Here is a 17,604-nt window from a genome sequence, read left to right as displayed (position 1 = left end):
GGAAGGGGAAAGAAATCAATCGAGCTTCACGCCCGTGGCCTGCGTGAGCCGCAGCGTCACGGGCAGGAAGGCGCGGTAGGCGGCGCTGGCCTCGGCTGGCAGGTTGCCCACGGGCTCGGCGCCGAGTTCCTCGATGCGGCGCGCGACCTCGGGCTGGTGCACCACCGCGGCGACCTCGCGTCCGAGCCGCTCGACCACCGCGTCGGGCGTCTTCGCGGGCGCCATCAGCGAGGTCGGCCCGGTCAGCGCGTAGACCTCGTCGGCGAAGCCCTGCTCGGCGAAGGTCGGCACCTCGGGCAGCGCCTTGGCGCGGCGCGGCCCGGCGACCGCGAGCGCGCGCAGCTTGCCGGCCGCGATGTAGGGCTGCAGCGTGGCGATCGAGCCCACGGTCAGCTGGATCACGCCGCCGATCAGGTCGATCGCCATCGGGCTCTCGCCCTTGTAGGGCACGTGCAGCGTGCGCAGGCCGTAGGCGCGGTCCATGTAGACCTGGATCTGGTGCGGCTGCGTGCCTGGGCCCCAGGAGCCCATCGCGTACTTGCCGGGCGCGGCCTTCAGCACCGCGATCAGGCCGGCGACATCCTTGGCCGGCACCGAGGGATGCACCGCGAGCACGGTGCGCGTGGTGGCGATGTCCGAGACCATGCGCAGGTCGGTGCGCGGGTCGTAGGGCAGCTTGCCGTAGAGCACGATGTTGGCCGTGACCGGGCCCGGCACCGTCAGCAGCAGCGTGTGGCCGTCGGGCGCGCTCTTGGCGACGTAGTCGGTGCCGATGATCCCGCCCGCGCCGCTGCGGTTCTCGACCACCACGGGCTGGCCCAGCCGCTTCGACAGGCCCTCGGCGACCAGCCGCGCGAGGATGTCGGAGGAGCCGCCGGCCTGGTACTGCACGACGATGCGCAGCGGCTTCGACGGGAATTCGGCGCGGGCGCCGGCGGCCGCGAAGGCCGCGAGCGCGCACAGCAGCAGGCGTCGTTTCGAAAGCGTCATGCGATGCCTCCTTCCGCCGGCGACGGGTCGCGGCCCACGATCAGCGCATCGACCGCCACGCAGCCGCACTCGGCCTGCGGCCGCGCGATCAGCGGATTGATCTCGGCGCTCGCCAGCGAGTCGCCGGCGCGCAGCGCGAAGTCGGCGAGCGCGCACAGCGCATCGGCGATCGACGCGAGGTCGACCGGCGCCTTGCCGCGCGCGCCGTCGAGGATCGCGAAGGCGCGCAGCTCGCGCACCATCGCCAGCGTGTCCTCGCGCGTGACCGGCAGCACGCGCAGCGCCACGTCGCGCAGGGTCTCGACGTGGATGCCGCCGAGGCCGAACATCAGCACCGGCCCGAACACCGGGTCGCGGTGCACGCCCGCGATGCATTCGACGCCGCCGCTCGCCATGCGCGCCACCAGCGCGCCCTCGAGCCGTGCCTCGGGCCGCGCGCTCAGCGCATGGTCGCGCGTGCGCTCGAAGGCCGCGCGCGCCTGCGCCGCGCCGCGCAGGCCGAGCGCCACGCCGCCGACGTCCGACTTGTGCGGGATGTCCGCGCTCACGATCTTCAGCGCCACCGCACCGCCGAAGGCTTCGGCCGCCGCCGCGGCCTCGTCGGCGCTGTGCGCCACGCGGTGCGCGACCACCGGCACGCCGGCCGCGGCGAGCAGCGCGAGCGCCGCGGGCTCGGCCATCGCGCCGGGCGCGAGCGCGATCGGATCGCCGGCCGGGCGCGTGTCGGTGGCATGCGGCGCATCCGTCTTCAATCCCGCGAGCGCGGCGATGGTGCGGATGCCGTCCGACGGATCGGCGAACACCAGGCAGCGCAGGCCTTCGAGCTCGGCGCGGCGTTCGGGCGAGAGCAGCGTGCTGATCGCGAGCAGCGTGTCGGGATAGGCCGCGCGCAGCGACGCCACCAGCGCGCGCAGCGTGGGCCAGAACGCATCCGACGCGCCCGCGGCCGCGAGGAAGCCCATCCACGAGGCGAAGCCGCGGTCGTCGAGCATCAGGCGCGCGCTGCGCTCGAGCAGGCTCATGTCGTTGGTCACCTGGCCCGTGATGTCGACCGGGTTGCGCGGCGCCGCGAACGGCACCCACTCGCGCAGCGTGGCCTGCGCGGCCTCGCCGAGCGGCTGCACGTCGAGGCCCTGCGCCGAGGCGTCGTCGGCCATCAGCGCGCCCACGCCGCCCGACAGCGTGAACAGCCCGATCGAGCGGTCGCGCGGCCGGCCGGCCACGGCGGCGCTGTGCGCCAGGTCGAAGAACTCGCCGAGGCTGCGCGCGCGCAGCACGCCGTAGCGACGGAACACCGCGTCGTACACCGCGTCGTCGCCCGCGAGCGCCGCGGTGTGCGAGGCCGCCGCCTGCGCGCCCAGCGCGGTGCGGCCGACCTTGACCATCACCACCGGCTTGCCCGCGGCCTGCGCGAGCGCCAGCGCGGCGCGCAGCCGGGGGCCGTCGCGGCAGCCTTCCATGTAGCCCATGATCACGTCGGTGGCCGGGTCCTGCGCGAGCCAGGCCAGGCAGTCGGCGAACTGCAGGTCGGCCTCGTTGCCGGTGGTGGCCCACAGCGACAGGCCGACGCCGCGCTCGCGCGCCATCGCGTAGGCGTAGGCACCGAAGGCGCCCGACTGGCTCACCAGCCCGATGCGCCCCGGCGCCACGCGGCCCACGCCGGGCGCGGGCGAGAAGGTGGCGTAGACCTTGTGCGCGATGTTCATGAAGCCCAGGCAGTTGGGCCCGATGAGCCGCAGGCCGGCCGCGCGGGCCTTGGCGCCGAGCCGTGCCTGCGCGGCCGTGCCTTCGGCGCCGGTCTCGGCGAAGCCCGAGGAGAACAGCACCACGCCCTTGACCTTCGCTTCGATCGCGTCGTCGAGCGCCGCATCGACCAGCGCGGCCGGCACCGAGAGGATCGCGAGATCCACCGGCTCGCCGATGGCGCGCAGGCTGGGCCAGGCCCGCAGCTCCTGGATGCGTTCGGCGTTCGGGTTGACCGGGTAGAGCGCGCCGTCGAAGCCGAAGCGGCGCTGGTAGTCGACCGGGATGCCGCCGATCTTCTGCGGGTTGGAGGAGGCGCCGACCACCGCGATGGAACGCGGCGCGAACAGGGCCGACAGGGATTCGGTCTGGGAGCTGAAGAAATCCATGGAAGAGTCGACGAGGGGTTTCAGAAGTTGTGGCGGATGCCGGTCGCGAGCACGCGCACGCCGTTGCCGCTGTCGGGCGCGACCGCGACCGTGGCGAGCGTGGCCGAGGCGCCATGCCGGTTGAGCAGCCGCAGCCAGCGCGCGTAGAGCACGGTGCGCTTGCTCAGGTAGTAGTCGTAGCCCAGGGTCCAGGCCAGCTGCGAACGCTCGCTCGCGTCCACCTTGCGCTGCATGGCCTCGAACATCAGGTTCGAGGCCGGCGTGATGTTGTAGGTGAGGCCGAGGCTCGCGAGCTTCGCGCTCGGCACGCCGGGCAGGCTCGAGCTGTTGCGCACGTAGTTGGCGTAGAGCTGCAGCCCGATCGCCTCCCAGTCGTAGGCCGCGCTCAGCGCCTGGTAGGTGCTGGTGCTCGGCTCGGCCACGGGCGCGGCGGCCGAGCCCGAGCGCGCGCGCTGGAAGGCATAGCCCACGTAGTAGGGCTTGCGCGCCCAGCTCAGGCTGCCGCCGTAGAGCGTGCCGCTGTCGTGGCTCGCGGCGCTGGCCTCGCCGGGGGCATAGGCGAGGTCGGCGTAGAAGCCGGCGATGGCCGGCGTGCGGTAGCGCACCATGTTGCTGGCGCGTGCCGCGAAGGGCAGCAGGCCGGGCTGCGCGTCGGTGGCGGCGACCAGGTTGATCGGCGAGAACACCGAGTTCACGCCGTAGGGATCGGCCTTGAACAGCGTGTAGAACATCGGCGTGTACATGCGGCCCGCGTCGACCTGGCCCCAGGGCGTCGACAGGCCGACGAAGGACTGGCGCGTGAACGCGATCTCGGGACCGGCCAGCGTGCCCTTGCCGGTGTCGGGCGCGAAACCGGCCTCGAGCATGAAGTGCGCATCGAACCCGCCGCCCAGGTCCTCCGCGCCGCGAAAGCCGAGGCGCGACGCGGTCTGGCCGCCGTCCTCGAGCCGCGTCGACGAGCTCGGGCCCGATTTCGCGTGGGCCAGGTAGAGGTCGGCGGTGCCGAAGATGGTCACGCTGCCCTGTGCGAGCGCGAGCGAGGAGGAGGCCGCGAGCGCGAGGCCCGCGGCGGCTGTCTTCTTCATGTCGTCTTGTCTCCGGTGGGGCTCGCCGCCCGTGGGGGCGGCTGCCGCTTGTGTGCTTGTGGGTGTCCGGTGCTTACGATAGAAACGACCGCCCCCCGAATCTGTCAACGCGTTGACAGATTCCCGAACATCGCCGCAGGGAGAACCCGCTGACCCGACCGCGCAAGACCACCGAACGAGATGCCGAGGAGAACGCGGCGCTGCTCGAGCGCGCGCTGCGCTGGAACGAGCTGTTCTCGCGCTGGCCCGACGCGCGGCGCGCCGAGCTCATGAAGTCGGCGCGCCTGGAGCGCTACGGTCGCCGCACGCAGGTGCTCGCGCACGACCGCCATCGGCGCGAGTTGTTGGTGGTGGTGTCGGGCTGCCTCGAGATCAGCAGCATGAGCCCCAACGGCCGCAAGTACGTGAACGCGCTGCTGGGCCCGGGCCAGGTGGCGCCGCTGGTGCGGCTGCTCGACGAGGTGCCGCTGGCCTACGACTATCACGCGCACGAGGATTCGGTGATCGTGCACCTGCCGAGCGACGCGGTGCTGGCGGTGCTCGATGCCGAGCCGCTGCTGTGGCGCGACGTGGCGCGGCTGGGCCTGCAGCGCCAGCGCCTGAGCATCGTGCTGCTGCAGAACCAGATGCTCAACTCGATCCATGGCCGGGTGGCCGCGGCGCTGATGAACCTGGTCCACTTCTACAACGGCCAGGGCGAGGACGGCGCGCCGCCGCTGGTGCGGCTGTCGCAGACCGACCTCGCGGCCATGCTCGGGCTGTCGCGCCAGACCGTCAACAAGGAGCTGGGCCGGCTGGTGGAGGAGGGCGCGATCGACATGCGCTACAAGCGCATCCGCGTCGTCGACGCCGAGCGGCTCGCGCGCATCGCGGCCGGGACCTGAATCAGGGGTGGATCTTCTCGCCCCTGGCGAGCATCTCGACGAACTGCGCGATGCGCCGCGCGCGGGTCTCGGGCTTCTTCGCGCCCTGGGTGCGGAACAGCACCGCGAAGCGGTTGCGCGCGTCGAGCGCGGCGAAGAACTTCGCGGCCTTCCTGTTGGCGTCGAGCGCGGCCCGCAGGTCGGGCGGCACGGTCGCCACGCTCGAGGCCTCGTAGGCGGCCTCCCAGCGGCCGTCGGCCTTGGCGCGTTCCACCTCGGCCAGGCCGCCCGGCTGCATGCGGCCTTCCTCGATCAGCCGCAGCGCCTTGGCGCGGTTGATCTGCGACCAGGTGCTGCGCTTGGTGCGCGGCGTGTAGCGCTGCAGGAAATGCGTGTCGCTGTCGCTCTTGCGCTGGCCGTCGATCCAGCCATGGCACAGCGCGAGATCGAGCGCCTGCGCGGTGTCGACCGAGGCGATGCCGCTGGCCTTCTTCGCGAGCCGCAGCCAGACGCCGGCATGGCTCGCGTGGTGGCGCTCGTACCAGCGCGCGAGCGCGGCGGCGTCGGCGCATTCGACCGGCGTGTCGTCGACGATGCGCTCGGCCGCGGCGGCCGCCTTCTTCGCCGGGGCCTTCTTCGCCGCCGTCACGGCACCCACCAGTAGCGCAGCGCGTGGAAGAAGATCGGCGCCGCGAAGATCACCGAGTCGAGCCGGTCGAGCATGCCGCCGTGGCCCTCGATCATCGAACCCCAGTCCTTCACGCCGCGGTCGCGCTTGATGGCCGACATCACGAGGCCGCCGAAGAAGCCCATCAGGCAGATGGTCAGCGACATCAGCGCGGCCTGCCAGGGGTTGAAGGGCGTGGCCCACGACAGCGCGGCGCCGAGCGCGGTGGCGCTCGCGATGCCGCCGATCAGGCCCTCCCAGGTCTTCGAGGGCGAGAGCTCGGGCGCCACCTTGCGCTTGCCGAACAGCTTGCCCCAGATGTACTGCAGCACGTCGCTGCCCTGCACCACGATCACGAGGAAGGCGATCAAGAGCAGGTTGCGGCCCTCGAAGCCCGGGATCTGCAGGGTGAGCAGCGCCGGCACGTGGCTGATGCAGAACACGCAGACCATCAGGCCCCACTGGATCTTCGAGGTGCGCTCGAGGAAGCGCCGCGTGTCGCCGCCCACGGCCGCGAGGATCGGCAGCACCAGGAAGGCATAGACCGGGATGAAGATCGAATAGAGGCCGTACCAGTCGATCCAGACCAGGAAGTACTGCACCGGCAGGCCGATGTAGAAGGCGGCCGCGATCGCGTGGTGGTCGCCGCGCCGGGTGTAGGCCAGGCTGATGAACTCGCGCAGCGCGTAGAACGAGATCAGGTAGAACAGCACGATCACGCCGCCCTTGCCGAAGGCGAAGGCCAGGCCGATCGCCGCCACCATCACCCACCAGGCATTGACGCGCGCATTGAGGTTGTCGATCACCGAATGCGGCTGGCCGTGCGCCACGCGCCACTTGAGCACGGCGCCGATGCCCGAGGCCAGCAGCAGCACGCCGAGCACGCCGCCGAACAATTGCAGGGTGGTCTGCGCGAAGGGCGAGAGCTCGATCATGCGGCGCTCCCCGGGGTCGGCTGCGGCGTCTCGTCGAGGCGGTCGTACTCGGGTCGCAGGTCGAGCATGGCGGTGCGCGCACGCGCCAGGAAGCTCAGCTTGTCCTCGCCCTCGGCCAGCACGATCGGCGTGCCGAAGCGCACCGTGCAGGCCAGCGGGATCGGCACCAGCGTGCCCTTGGGCAGCACGCGCTTGAGGTTCTCGATCCACACCGGCACCAGCCGCACGTTGGGGCAGGCGCGCGCGAGGTGGAACAGCCCGCTCTTGAGCGGCAGCAGGATCTCGTCGCCGGTGTTGCGCGTGCCCTCGGGGAACATGATCAGCGAGTCGCCGGCCTCGAGCGCGGCCTTCATCTGCTCGACCGGGTTGTCGCCCTGGCCCGAGCCGTCGCGCCGGATCATCAGCGCGTTGAACACGTCGGCGCCGATGAACTGGCGCAGCTTCGAGGCCATCCAGTAATCCAGCCCCGCCACCGGCCGCGTGAGCGCGCGCAGGTCGGGGGGCAGCGTGGCCCACAGCAGCACGAAGTCGCCATGGCTGGTGTGGTTGGCGAAGTAGAGCGTCTGCTCGGCCTTGGGGCTGGTGCCCGACCAGATGGCGCGCACGCCGGTCAGGAGGCCCGCGGCGCCGATGATCAGCTTGCCCGCGACCACGGCGAGCGCGCGGCGCACGATGCCGGACGAAGGTTCGGGGGAGGGAGCGTCGTTCAAGTGAGGTCCTGTGTCATGAGGGCGAGCAGGAACATCGCGCTCTGGCAGGCGACCACGATGGCGTGGCGCTGCAGCAGCTGGCGGGTGCCCTGCGCGCGGTCGGCCAGCGGCCGCGCGGCGGAAGAAGCGTCGTCGGCGCGCAGCCCGAGCCGCGCCAGCGCCTGGTCGAGCGCCTCGAGCGTGGCGATGGTGCCGCGCGCGAGGTCGTCGAACAGTGCCTGGTCGAGTCGCAGCCGGAACGCGAAGTAGCGCTCGAGCACGCCGAGGATGGCGACGGCGCCGAAGGCCATGCTCGGCGTGGTGGGCAGCGAGCGCAAGGTGAGCGCGAGCACGAGTGCCGCGATCGCGCTGAGCGCGAAGCCCCAGAGGGCCAGCACGCCGGCCGCGCGCAGCAGGCCGGCGAGCGCGGCGCAGGTGGCGCGGTCGGTGTCATTCATGGGGCGCTGCTCCGGCGGTGGCGGTGGGAGCGCCGAGCGGCGCGAGCGCGGCGAACCAGGCCGGCCGCAGCACGATCTGCGGCCGCGCGCGGCGCACCGCGGCCTCGGCCTGCGCCAGGCCGCCCGTGGCGCCGAGCCAGGCGATGGTCGCGGCCGCGCTGCGCGAGAAGCCGAGCGCGCAGCAGACCCAGACCGGGCCGCCACGCGCGGCGCGCCGCTGGCCCTCGATCGCCGCGGCCGCGCGCCGCAGCCGCTGCGAGGGCGGCACCACGAGGTCGAGCAGCGGCACGCAGCGCGCGCCGGCGGCATCGCGCGGCACCTGCAACTCGGCGCTGAGGCTCACCAGCCGCGGCCGGCCCGCGGCCTGCCATTCGGCCGGCGTGGGCAGGCGACCGAGCCAGAGCCCGGGCACCACCTCGGCCGCGGGCGGCAGGCCGCGCGTCCACAGCCGTGCGTTGAGCGCCGCGCCGAGCCGGTAGGGCGCGAACAGCCAGCGCGCGGCCCAGCCGATGCGGCCCTGGCCGTCCATCTGGAAGCCGCGCGCGCCGAAGCCCGCGTAGTTGAGCGCCACCAGCGTCAGCGAGGCCGCGGGCCAGGCCAGCCACAGCGCCCAGCCGCCGCCCCACAGCGCGAGCGCGAGGCAGGCCAGCGCGCCCAGCGCATAGCAGGCCGCGAGCTTCCAGCGTTGCGGATCGCGCGCGAGCCGCCAGGCGCGCGGCATCGAGACCGTGCGCCGCAGCGGCCACAGCCAGATGCAGAAAAGGCCCAGCAGCGCGCCGGTCGGGATGTCGATGAAATGGTGTTGCCAGGTGGTCAGCACCGAGGCGCAGATCGCGAAGGCCCACAGGTGCAGCACCGCGCGCGCCCAGCGCGGCCGGATGAACTGCCGATACCAGTCCCACAGGATCACCGCCAGCGCGATGTGCAGCGAGGGCGCCTGGTTGTAGGGCTGGTCGAAGCCGCGCAGCGCCGCGAACAGGAAGGCCGGCGGGCCCTCGACCGCGGGCTGGCCGAAGCTGAAGTGCAGCGGCCAGATCACGAAGCAGCTGCAGGCGATCAGCGTGGCGCTGACAAGCCGCGCGCCGTGGCGGTCGAGCGTGTGGCGGTCGCGCGCGAGGAACAGCGACAGCGCGTAGAAGACGTTGATGGTCCAGTAGGGAAAGATGGTCCAGGGCCAGAACGGCACCTGGCGTTCCCACGCGAAGGCCATCGAGGGCACCTGCGCGCGCGTGGTGGCCCACCAGTTGGCGAGGCCGTAGGTCAGGTAGAACAGCGGCCCCAGCAGCACCAGCCAGCCGGCGGCGCGCTTCCAGGGTCTCGCCGCGAACCAGGCGCGCATGGCGTCGCTCAGTGCTCGGTGCGCCGGGCCAGCGAGACGGTGAAGATGCCCCACTCGTCGCTGCGCTGGTCGATCTTGCGGAAGCCCGCCTCCTCCACCAGCTGGTCCATCTCGACCTGCGTGCGGCGGCGCATCACCCAGGCCTCGCCCTGGCGGTGGCTGGTGAGCGCGCGCGCGATCATCTCGAGCTGCGGATGCCAGGGCTGGCCGGTGTAGACCAGGTAGCCGCCGTCCTCCACCGCGTCGCCCACGCCCGCGAGCGAGCGCCGCACCATCTCGTTGTCGGGGAACAGCTCGTACAGCCCCGACACCACCGCCAGCGTGGGCCGCGGCGTGACGCTCGCGAGGCTCATGCGGTCGAAGGCGTCGGCCTGCACGAACTGGGCGACGTCCTCCAGGCCCTTCTCGGCGATCAGCGCGCGGCCGTCGCGCACGTTGATCTCGCTGTAGTCGCGCAGCAGGATCGAGCTGGCCTTGACCGGGCTCGCGAGCACCGCGTCGAGCACGTAGCGGCCATGGCCGGCGGCGATGTCCATCAGCCGCACCTCGCGGTGCATCTCGGCCAGCCGCTCCATCGCGATGCGCAGCAGCTCCTCGACATGGATCTTGCGCTGCCGGATGCCGCGCCAGCCGATGGCATCGAGGTAGTTGCGGTCGATGGCGCGGCCCATGGCGCCCTTGCCCTGCGCGACGTTGCGGTAGACGTAGTCGAGCGTGCTGCCCGAGTCGAAGCCGGTGTCGTGGCCCAGCTTCACGCCCTCGGACAGGCCGCCGCCGAAGCGCAGCCCGGCGCGCGTGAGCGACCAGTAGAGGCCGCGCGGCGACAGCGCGGGCAGCGGCGCGGCCAGCGCGCGCGATTCCTCGGCGGTCTCGCCCTCGAGGTGGGCGCCGCGGCGGTCGACCGGCGCGGGCGCCTCGTCGAACAGGCGCAGCACGAATTCGCGGATGGCCTGCACCGCGGGTGCGCGGTCCTTCTCGCCCAGCGTGTCGTGGAAGAAGCCCGGCAGCACCGTCTTGGTCTTGACCGCGCTGCCCAGCCGTTCGAAGAACTGGTGCTGCGGCTTGTGGTGCACCACCCAGTCGGCGCCCGAGATCAGCAGCTGCACCGGCAGCGTGATCGCGTTGGCGTCGGCCACCACGCGCTCGGCCGCCTCGTACAGGCCCAGCAGGATGTTGACCGCGATCGGCCGCGTGATCAGCGGGTCGCTCTCGTAGCTCGCGATGCGCGCGGGGTCGTGCGTGAGGAACCTGGCCTTGACGTAGCTGTTGACGAAGAACAGGCCGCGCAGCTTGTGCATCAGCGCCAGGCCCGGCCGCGCGAAGGGCACGTAGAGCTTGACCTTGAAGGCCGGCGAGGCCAGCGTGAGGCCGCGCACCTTGGGCGCGTAGTCGTGGGCCCAGGTCGCGGCCAGCACCGCGCCCACGCTCTGCGCGATCACGTGGATGTCGTGCTCGGCCACGCCGTGCGCGCCGACGATGTGCTGCACGAAGGTCTGCACGTCGCGCACCGAGGTGCCGAAGCTGGGGCTGTAGCCGCGCTGGCCCGGCGAGCGGCCGTGGCCGCGCGCGTCCCAGGCGAAGAAGTCGAAGTCGGGCAGGTCGAGCTCGTCGACCAGGTGCGCCATGCGCGCGCCGTGCTCGTGGCCGCGGTGGAACAGCACGATGGCGCCGCGCCGCGCGGGGCCGGTGGCCGGCCAGTGGCGGTAGAACAGCGACTCGCCGTCGTGGGTGCGGAACTGGCGTTCCGCGAGCGGTCGCCGGGTGATGGAAGACGGCGAGGCGCCGGTGTCGAAATCGGTGGTGTTGTCGTTCATTGAATCCCTGTTGTTTCTTTTAGCGTGGCGGCGGTCGCGCCTTCGGCTTCGGCGAGCGCGCGGCGCACGCGGTTGACCACGGTCCAGGCCACGAGCAGCGCCACCAGCGGCATCAGCCAGGCGGTCCAGCCCGGCAGCGGGCCGCCGAGCGCCACGTAGAGGCCGAGCGCGCCGAACACGAAGGCACGGTCGCTCTTGCCGAGCGGCCCATCGTAGCGGCGCGAGGCACCGACCGTGGGGCCGAGCGCGCCGGCGAATTCGCTGAGCCCGGCCAGCACGATCACGGTGCCGACCCAGAACGGGCTGAAGGGCTGCACCAGCACGAAGGGCAGGTACAGCGCGGCGTCGGAGACCACGTCGGTGAGTTCGTTGAGGAAGGCGCCGAGCCGGCTTTGCTGGTGGTGCTCGCGCGCCAGCATGCCGTCGATGGCATTGAAGGCCATGCGCACGAACATCCAGGCCGGGATCAGCCCGAAGGCCGCGAGCGAGGGCGCGGCCAGGTAGAGCCACAGCCCGAGGACCAGCGAGACCGCGCAGGCGCTCAGCGTGACCTGGTTGGCGGTGACGCCCCGTGCATGCAGGCCGACCACGAGCGGCCGAAGCAGGGCCTGGAAACGCGGCTTCAGTTCGTAGATCGACACCGTCGTGATCCCCTCTTCATTCTGGTCGGGGCATTCTGCCAGCGCAGGCGAGCGCTCCTGTAGGCGCAGGTCCCGCCTGCAAAAGCCCGCGAAAACCCGCGAAAGGCCCTCGTGGCGCCGTGGCCGCGGGCCGTCCGCGGCGGCGGGGCAGCCACTAAACTCGCCGCACCCCCCGCGCCCATGACCATCCAGACCGACGACTTCGCCCCCGCCCCGCAACGCGTGGTGTCCGCCGCGCCCGCCTCGCCCAACGAGGAGGCGATCGAGCGGGCCCTGCGCCCCAAGCTGCTCGACGAGTACGTCGGCCAGGCCAAGGTGCGCGAGCAGCTCGAGATCTTCATCGGCGCCGCGCGCAAGCGCCGCGAGGCGCTCGACCACGTGCTGCTGTTCGGCCCGCCGGGCCTGGGCAAGACCACGCTGTCGCACATCGTCGCGGCCGAGCTCGGCGTGAACCTGCGCCAGACCTCGGGCCCGGTTCTCGAGAAGCCCAAGGACCTGGCGGCGCTCTTGACCAACCTCGAGCCCAACGACGTGCTGTTCATCGACGAGATCCACCGGCTGAGCCCGGTCGTCGAGGAAATCCTCTACCCGGCGCTCGAGGACTACCAGATCGACATCATGATCGGCGAGGGCCCGGCCGCGCGCAGCATCAAGCTCGACCTGCAGCCCTTCACGCTGGTGGGCGCCACCACGCGCGCGGGCATGCTCACCAATCCGCTGCGCGACCGCTTCGGCATCGTCGCGCGGCTGGAGTTCTACACGCCCGAGGAGCTCGCCCTGATCGTGCGCCGCAGCGCCGGCCTGCTCAAGGTCGAGACCGACGAGGCCGGCGGCTTCGAGATCGCGCGCCGCTCGCGCGGCACGCCGCGCATCGCCAACCGGCTGCTGCGCCGCGTGCGCGACTATGCCGAGGTCAAGGGCGACGGCCGCATCACCGCGGAGATCGCGCACAAGGCGCTGGCCATGCTCGACGTCGACCCGCAGGGCTTCGACCTGATGGACCGCAAGCTGCTCGAGGCCGTGGTGCACCGCTTCGACGGCGGCCCGGTGGGGCTCGACAACGTCGCGGCCAGCATCGGCGAGGAGCGCGACACCATCGAGGACGTGATCGAGCCCTACCTGATCCAGCAGGGCTACCTGCAGCGCACGCCGCGCGGGCGCATCGCCACCCTGGCCGCCTACCGCCACCTCGGCGTGGCGCCGCCCTCGGGCCGCGCCGAGGGCCAGGACCTTTTCGGAACTTGAGAGACTTTTCAGCATGCACACCCATGACCTGAGCGCGTGGCAGCACGAGCACCACTTCGGCACCGACAACGAACGCGCGGAGCGCAGCACCCGGCTCGTGATGTGGATCACCGCCGCGATGATGGCGGTCGAGATCGGCGCCGGCTGGTGGTTCAACTCGATGGCGCTGCTGGCCGACGGCTGGCACATGAGCTCGCACGCGCTGGCCATCGGCCTGAGCGCCTTCGCCTATGCGGCCGCGCGGCGCTATGCGCGCGACCCGCGCTTCGCCTTCGGCACCTGGAAGATCGAGGTGCTCGGCGGCTTCGCGAGCGCGCTGATGCTGCTGGGCGTGGCGGCGCTGATGGTGGTGGGCTCGCTCGAGCGGCTGTGGTCGCCGGCGGCGATCCACTATCCCGAGGCGATCTCGGTGGCGGTGCTCGGGTTGCTGGTCAACCTGGTCTGCGCGCGGCTGCTGGGCGGGGCGCATCACCACCATGGGCATGACCACGGGCATGCGCACGACCATGATCATCACCACGCGCACGGCGAGCATGGCCACGACCTGAACCTGCGCTCGGCCTACATCCACGTGGTGGCCGATGCCGCCACCTCGGTGCTCGCGATCGCGGCGCTGCTCGGCGGCTGGTTCTACGGCTGGGCCTGGCTCGATCCCGCGATGGGCATCGTGGGCGCCGTGCTGGTCGCGGTCTGGGCCAAGAACCTGCTGAAGGAAACCGGACGCGTGCTGCTCGACCGCGAGATGGATCACCCGGTGGCCGAGGAGATCCGCGAGGGCATCGAGACCGGCCTGGCCGATTCGCTCACGCGCGTGGCCGACCTGCACGTGTGGCGCGTGGGCCGCGAGGCCTATGCCTGCGCGCTCACGGTGGTGACCCATTCGGCCACGCTCACGGCCGACCAGGTGCGGGCCTGCTTCTCGATGCACGAGGAGATCCGGCACTCGACGGTCGAGATCCAGCGCTGCCACGACTGACGCGACCGCCGGCGCACGGCGTCAGTCCGGCGGCCGCGCGTGCCGCACGATCAGCGTCTGCGCCACGTAGTAGGTCGCGAGCACCCACAGCTGCGCCAGCGGCAGCGGCGCCACGAAGCGGTTGGTCGCGAGCAGCGAGTCGCTCAGCATGAAGAAGCAGGCGCCCGCCGCCACCCAGCCCGCCGCGGCGTCGCGCAGCACGAAGGCCCGGCCCAGCGCCTGGGCCGCCATGCAGGCGATCACCAGCACGTAGAGCGCGACCGGGATGCGCAGCGCGGCCGGCAATCCGCCCTGCCACAGGAAGGCGTACATCGCCGCGCCGATCGCCAGCGTGACCGCCAGCGCCGCCGGCCGCGGGAAGAAGCCCACGCCGAGGCGGAACACGCCGATGTAGGCCAGGTGCGCGAGCAGGAAGCACACGAGGCCGGGCACGAACAGCGAGGCCGGGCCCATCAGCAGCACGTCGCCCGCGAGCGAGCCGACCAGGCCCGCGACCAGCAGCGCGTCGAAGCGCGTCATGCCGCCGGGCCGCGCCAGCGCGCGCCGCGCGGCGATGAAGACCGCGATCGCGAGCGCCAGCGGCTTGGTCGCGTGGTGCAGCCAGGGCAGGCCGAGCGCGGCGCTCGCGGTGGCCAGCGCGGCGGCTTCCACCAGCAGCGCCTCGGCGATCGAGAGCCGCCCCTGCAGCACGCCGCCGATGGCCCACAGCGCTGCGGTGAGCGCGGCCAGCCACACGCTCGAGCGCGAGAGCGGCATGCCGTCGGAGAACCACAGGAACACCGCCACGGCCGCGAGCAGCAGCAGGAACTGCACGCCCGCGAACCACTGCGCGCCGCGGCCCACTTCGGGCTCGTAGCGCCGCACCTGCGCGATGTCGAAGGCCGGCTTGGGAAAGCGCGCCGCCACGTCGGCCGGCCGCCAGCCCGGCGGCTTGAGCCACACGCGCAGCTTGTCGGCCCAGCTGCGCGCATGCCATGAATCCCTGGCCAGGCCCCAGTAGACCTCGGCGTTGGCCCACAGCGGGTCCCAGCTCGCGAGCGGGCTGCGCGTGCCGTAGACGCAGCGCTCGTCCTCTTCCTTGAAGCTGCCGAACAGCCGGTCCCACACGATCAGGATGCCGCCGTAGTTGCGGTCGAGGTAGCGGTCGTTGACCGCGTGGTGCACCCGGTGGTTCGAGGGCGAGCAGAACCAGCGGTCGAACCAGCCGAGCTTGCCGACCTGCTCGGTGTGGACCCAGAACTGGTAGAGCAGGTCGACCAGCGAGACCACGGCGAACACCAGCGGCGGCACGCCCGCGGCCGCCATCGGCAGGTAGAAGATCCAGCCCAGCAGCGCGCCGCTCGAGGTCTGGCGCAGCGCGGTCGAGAGGTTGTAGTGCTGGCTCTGGTGGTGCACCACGTGCGCGGCCCACAGCACGGCCGACTCGTGGCCCATGCGGTGCAGCCAGTAGTAGCAGAAGTCGTAGAACACCAGCGCCAGCAGCCAGCCGTACCAGGTGGTCCAGAAGTCGGTGTCGGGGAACAGCGCCACGGCCGAGTACACCGCCGTGTAGATGCCGATGCGCAGCAGGCCGGTGAGCACCGCGCTGATCTGGCTCAGCATGCCCAGGCCGATGCTGTTGACCGCGTCGGCGAGGCGGTAGGTGTCCTGCCCCGTGCCGCGGCGCGCGCGCACGCGGCCGACCGCGAACTCGATCGCGATCAGCAGGAAGAAGACGGGGGTCGCGAGGACGATGATCTGGCCAGGGCGCATCGCGCGATTGTGGGCCGCGCCTGCGTGGGGACGTCATCGGGATGTCACGCACTTGCCATGGCCGGGTCATGCGGGACCGCCAATCTATCGGTCCATGCAACGCGACGATGCTTTTCTGCGCGCATGGCGCGACACCGCGGTCCAGCCCCCCGAGGCGGAGGACGAGGACGTTTCGCGTCCGGTTCAGCGTTTCAGGACGCTGTGGATCTCCGACCTGCACCTCGGAACGCCAGGCTGCCAGGCGCGGGCGTTGCTGGACTTCCTCAAGCACACCGAGTGCGAGACCCTGTTCCTGGTCGGCGACATCATCGACGGCTGGCAGCTCAAGCGGCACTGGTACTGGCCGCAGGCGCACAACGACGTGATCCAGAAGCTGCTGCGCAAGGCGCGCAAGGGCACGCGCGTGATCTTCATCCCGGGCAACCACGACGAGTTCGCGCGCAAGTACCTCAATCACAACTTCGGCGGCATCGACGTGGCCGAGGAATGGATCCACGAGACCGCCGACGGCCGCAAGCTCTGGATCATCCACGGCGACCTGTTCGACGGCGTGATCCAGTGCGCCAAGTGGCTGGCCTACGTGGGCGACTCGCTCTACGAATTCACGCTCAAGCTCAACCGCCACCTCAACTCGCTGCGCGCGCGCCTGGGGCTGCCGTACTGGTCGCTGTCGAAGTACCTCAAGGGCAAGGTCAAGCGCGCCGTGAGCTACGTCGGCGACTTCGAGAACGCCGTGGCGCGCGAGGCCCGCAACCGCGGCGCGCAGGGCGTGGTCTGCGGCCACATCCACCATGCCGAGATGCGCGACATCGACGGCATCCTCTACTGCAACGACGGCGACTGGGTCGAGAGCCTCACGGCGCTGGCCGAGCATGCCGATGGACAGCTCGAGATCATCGAATGGTCGGCGCACATGCCGGTGCCGTCGAAGGTCGCGCCGGCGCGCGAGGCCGTGGCGGCCTGAGACCCGTCCCGTTCAGGGATAGGCCGCTTCGCACAGCGCCAGCACCTCGCCGCGCAGCCAGCGATGCGAGGCATCCTGGTCGAGCCGCGGATGCCAGATCGCCGAGACGTTGAAGGGCGGTGTCGGCACGGGCAGCTCAAAGTGCCGCAGGCCCAGGGCCGCGGCATGGCCGGGCGTGAACGGATTGCCGAGGCAGGAGTGCGGGACAACGGCCAGCAGGTCGGACTGCCGCGCGACCTGCATCGCGTGGGTGTAGGCCGGCACCACCATCGCCACCTGCCGCGACAGGCCGCGCGCGGCCAGCGCGTCGTCGACCGGATGGCCCATCTCGCCGGCGCGCGAGGCCACCACGTGGCCGCAGGCCGCATAGCGTTCGGCGGCGATCTCCGTCTCGTCGAGCAGCGGATGGCCGCTGCGGCACACGCCCACGTAGCGGTCGCGGAACAGCCGGCGCGTGCGCAGTTCGGGCGCCGTGGTTTTCACCGTGCCGAGCTCCAGGTCGATTCCGCCCTCGCGCAGCGGCCGGGCGTCCCAGTCGGGCTTGGGCGCGAAGCGAAGCCGCACCCGCGGCGCGGCCTGCCGGATCCGCGCCAGCAAGGGCGCGGCGAGCAGGTCGATGAAGCCCTCGCCGGCGCGCAGCGTGAAGCACTGGTCGAGCGTGGCGATCTGCAGCGCATGGTCGGCCGGTGCCAGCGCGGCCTGCGCCTCGCGCGCCAGCGCCGGGATGCGTTCGCGCAGCTGCATCGCATAGGGCGTGAGCACCAGGCCGCGGCCGGCCTGCAGCAAGAGCCGGTCGCCCGTGGCCTCGCGCAGGCGCGTGAGCGTGCGGCTCATGGCGGACACGCTGAGCTCGAGCCGCCGCGCGGCGCCGGTCACGCTGCCCTCGGTCAGCAGAGCATCGAGGGCGGGCAGCAGGTTGAGGTCGACGCGGGGCATGGCGCCAGCATAGGGCAGGAGCGGCCATGCGTGGCGTTTGGCGCAATCATTGGTTGCAGTCCAGGCGTCTGGTGCAAATGACAGGGCGTTCCCAGAATTCGAGGCATCGCAGCCAACA

Annotated in this window: 16 protein-coding genes; 4 read left to right on the top strand and 12 right to left on the bottom strand. The window is 71.8% G+C overall.

Annotated elements, in window-relative coordinates:
* Positions 1–15 precede the first annotated feature (15 nt).
* The 3 genes from AC1HIL_RS00280 to AC1HIL_RS00270 are packed head-to-tail and all read right to left on the bottom strand — an operon-like array spanning position 16 to position 4,207.
* Positions 16–990 carry a Bug family tripartite tricarboxylate transporter substrate binding protein gene (locus AC1HIL_RS00280; RefSeq protein WP_261211557.1) on the bottom strand — a complete coding sequence of 325 codons (975 nt, stop codon included), beginning with the start codon at positions 988–990 and terminating at the stop codon, positions 16–18.
* A complete protein-coding gene (locus tag AC1HIL_RS00275; protein ID WP_479670884.1) occupies positions 987–3,122 on the bottom strand; it encodes an acetate--CoA ligase family protein in 2,136 nt (711 codons plus the stop codon). Before AC1HIL_RS00275 ends, AC1HIL_RS00280 begins: the two co-directional genes overlap by 4 nt.
* Before the next feature lie 20 nt (positions 3,123–3,142).
* Positions 3,143–4,207 (bottom strand): porin, encoded by a 1,065-nt coding sequence (locus AC1HIL_RS00270; protein WP_479670883.1) that lies wholly within the window; start codon positions 4,205–4,207, stop codon positions 3,143–3,145.
* A 269-nt stretch (positions 4,208–4,476) separates the two neighbouring features.
* Here AC1HIL_RS00270 and AC1HIL_RS00265 point away from each other — a divergent pair, with 269 nt between their 5' ends.
* Entirely contained in the window at positions 4,477–5,091 is a 615-nt protein-coding gene (locus AC1HIL_RS00265) for a Crp/Fnr family transcriptional regulator (RefSeq protein ID WP_479670882.1), read from the top strand.
* 1 nt (position 5,092) lies between these two features.
* On the opposite strand, the gene AC1HIL_RS00260 is transcribed toward AC1HIL_RS00265, so the two are convergent.
* The 7 genes from AC1HIL_RS00260 to AC1HIL_RS00230 are packed head-to-tail and all read right to left on the bottom strand — an operon-like array spanning position 5,093 to position 11,613.
* Positions 5,093–5,719 carry a YdeI/OmpD-associated family protein gene (locus AC1HIL_RS00260; protein WP_479670881.1) on the bottom strand — a complete coding sequence of 209 codons (627 nt, stop codon included), beginning with the start codon at positions 5,717–5,719 and terminating at the stop codon, positions 5,093–5,095.
* A complete protein-coding gene (locus AC1HIL_RS00255; RefSeq protein ID WP_057590780.1) occupies positions 5,716–6,672 on the bottom strand; it encodes a phosphatidate cytidylyltransferase in 957 nt (318 codons plus the stop codon). The genes AC1HIL_RS00260 and AC1HIL_RS00255 overlap by 4 nt, the downstream gene beginning before the upstream one ends.
* Complete coding sequence (locus AC1HIL_RS00250) at positions 6,669–7,382, bottom strand: lysophospholipid acyltransferase family protein (protein ID WP_413762283.1); 714 nt, start codon at positions 7,380–7,382, stop codon at positions 6,669–6,671. The genes AC1HIL_RS00255 and AC1HIL_RS00250 overlap by 4 nt, the downstream gene beginning before the upstream one ends.
* The gene (locus AC1HIL_RS00245; protein ID WP_413762284.1) at positions 7,379–7,819 is read right to left on the bottom strand and encodes a hypothetical protein; all 441 of its coding nucleotides are present in this window, start codon (positions 7,817–7,819) and stop codon (positions 7,379–7,381) included. The genes AC1HIL_RS00250 and AC1HIL_RS00245 overlap by 4 nt, the downstream gene beginning before the upstream one ends.
* Positions 7,812–9,158 (bottom strand): phosphatase PAP2/dual specificity phosphatase family protein, encoded by a 1,347-nt coding sequence (locus tag AC1HIL_RS00240; protein WP_479670880.1) that lies wholly within the window; start codon positions 9,156–9,158, stop codon positions 7,812–7,814. The genes AC1HIL_RS00245 and AC1HIL_RS00240 overlap by 8 nt, the downstream gene beginning before the upstream one ends.
* Before the next feature lie 8 nt (positions 9,159–9,166).
* Entirely contained in the window at positions 9,167–10,972 is a 1,806-nt protein-coding gene (locus AC1HIL_RS00235; RefSeq protein WP_261211549.1) for a bifunctional alpha/beta hydrolase/class I SAM-dependent methyltransferase, read from the bottom strand.
* A complete protein-coding gene (locus AC1HIL_RS00230; protein WP_479670879.1) occupies positions 10,969–11,613 on the bottom strand; it encodes a CDP-alcohol phosphatidyltransferase family protein in 645 nt (214 codons plus the stop codon). The genes AC1HIL_RS00235 and AC1HIL_RS00230 overlap by 4 nt, the downstream gene beginning before the upstream one ends.
* Positions 11,614–11,793: 180 nt before the next feature.
* On the opposite strand from AC1HIL_RS00230, the gene ruvB reads away from it, so the two are divergent.
* Both ruvB and dmeF read left to right on the top strand, forming a co-directional pair.
* Positions 11,794–12,858 (top strand): Holliday junction branch migration DNA helicase RuvB, encoded by a 1,065-nt coding sequence (gene ruvB, locus AC1HIL_RS00225; RefSeq protein ID WP_479670878.1) that lies wholly within the window; start codon positions 11,794–11,796, stop codon positions 12,856–12,858.
* A gap of 13 nt (positions 12,859–12,871) precedes the next feature.
* Entirely contained in the window at positions 12,872–13,834 is a 963-nt protein-coding gene (gene dmeF / locus AC1HIL_RS00220; RefSeq protein WP_057590786.1) for a CDF family Co(II)/Ni(II) efflux transporter DmeF, read from the top strand.
* A 21-nt stretch (positions 13,835–13,855) separates the two neighbouring features.
* Here the strand turns inward: dmeF and AC1HIL_RS00215 are convergent, their stop codons facing one another.
* Positions 13,856–15,586, bottom strand: coding sequence for a lysoplasmalogenase family protein (locus AC1HIL_RS00215; protein ID WP_479670877.1), 1,731 nt, complete (start codon positions 15,584–15,586; stop codon positions 13,856–13,858).
* 94 nt (positions 15,587–15,680) lie between these two features.
* Here AC1HIL_RS00215 and AC1HIL_RS00210 point away from each other — a divergent pair, with 94 nt between their 5' ends.
* Positions 15,681–16,550 (top strand): UDP-2,3-diacylglucosamine diphosphatase, encoded by an 870-nt coding sequence (locus tag AC1HIL_RS00210; protein ID WP_057596912.1) that lies wholly within the window; start codon positions 15,681–15,683, stop codon positions 16,548–16,550.
* Between the two features lie 12 nt (positions 16,551–16,562).
* Here AC1HIL_RS00210 and AC1HIL_RS00205 read toward each other — a convergent pair whose 3' ends face one another.
* On the bottom strand, positions 16,563–17,486 hold the full coding sequence (locus AC1HIL_RS00205) for a LysR family transcriptional regulator (protein WP_479670876.1): 924 nt from the start codon (positions 17,484–17,486) through the stop codon (positions 16,563–16,565).
* Positions 17,487–17,604: the final 118 nt, after the last annotated feature.

It is taken from the genome of Variovorax sp. ISS6 (genome assembly GCF_056523145.1).
This window is presented reverse-complemented; position numbering and strand designations above follow the sequence as displayed.

Coding starts and splice junctions, on each gene's coding strand:
- AC1HIL_RS00265 (WP_479670882.1), top strand. CDS start 4,477: ATGAAGTCGGCGCGCCTGGAGCGCTACGGTCGCCGCACGCAGGTGCTC.
- AC1HIL_RS00255 (WP_057590780.1), bottom strand. CDS start 6,672: ATGATCGAGCTCTCGCCCTTCGCGCAGACCACCCTGCAATTGTTCGGC.
- ruvB (WP_479670878.1), top strand. CDS start 11,794: ATGACCATCCAGACCGACGACTTCGCCCCCGCCCCGCAACGCGTGGTG.
- AC1HIL_RS00235 (WP_261211549.1), bottom strand. CDS start 10,972: ATGAACGACAACACCACCGATTTCGACACCGGCGCCTCGCCGTCTTCC.
- AC1HIL_RS00275 (WP_479670884.1), bottom strand. CDS start 3,122: ATGGATTTCTTCAGCTCCCAGACCGAATCCCTGTCGGCCCTGTTCGCG.
- AC1HIL_RS00205 (WP_479670876.1), bottom strand. CDS start 17,486: ATGCCCCGCGTCGACCTCAACCTGCTGCCCGCCCTCGATGCTCTGCTG.
- AC1HIL_RS00240 (WP_479670880.1), bottom strand. CDS start 9,158: ATGCGCGCCTGGTTCGCGGCGAGACCCTGGAAGCGCGCCGCCGGCTGG.
- AC1HIL_RS00280 (WP_261211557.1), bottom strand. CDS start 990: ATGACGCTTTCGAAACGACGCCTGCTGCTGTGCGCGCTCGCGGCCTTC.
- dmeF (WP_057590786.1), top strand. CDS start 12,872: ATGCACACCCATGACCTGAGCGCGTGGCAGCACGAGCACCACTTCGGC.
- AC1HIL_RS00210 (WP_057596912.1), top strand. CDS start 15,681: ATGCAACGCGACGATGCTTTTCTGCGCGCATGGCGCGACACCGCGGTC.
- AC1HIL_RS00270 (WP_479670883.1), bottom strand. CDS start 4,207: ATGAAGAAGACAGCCGCCGCGGGCCTCGCGCTCGCGGCCTCCTCCTCG.
- AC1HIL_RS00245 (WP_413762284.1), bottom strand. CDS start 7,819: ATGAATGACACCGACCGCGCCACCTGCGCCGCGCTCGCCGGCCTGCTG.
- AC1HIL_RS00215 (WP_479670877.1), bottom strand. CDS start 15,586: ATGCGCCCTGGCCAGATCATCGTCCTCGCGACCCCCGTCTTCTTCCTG.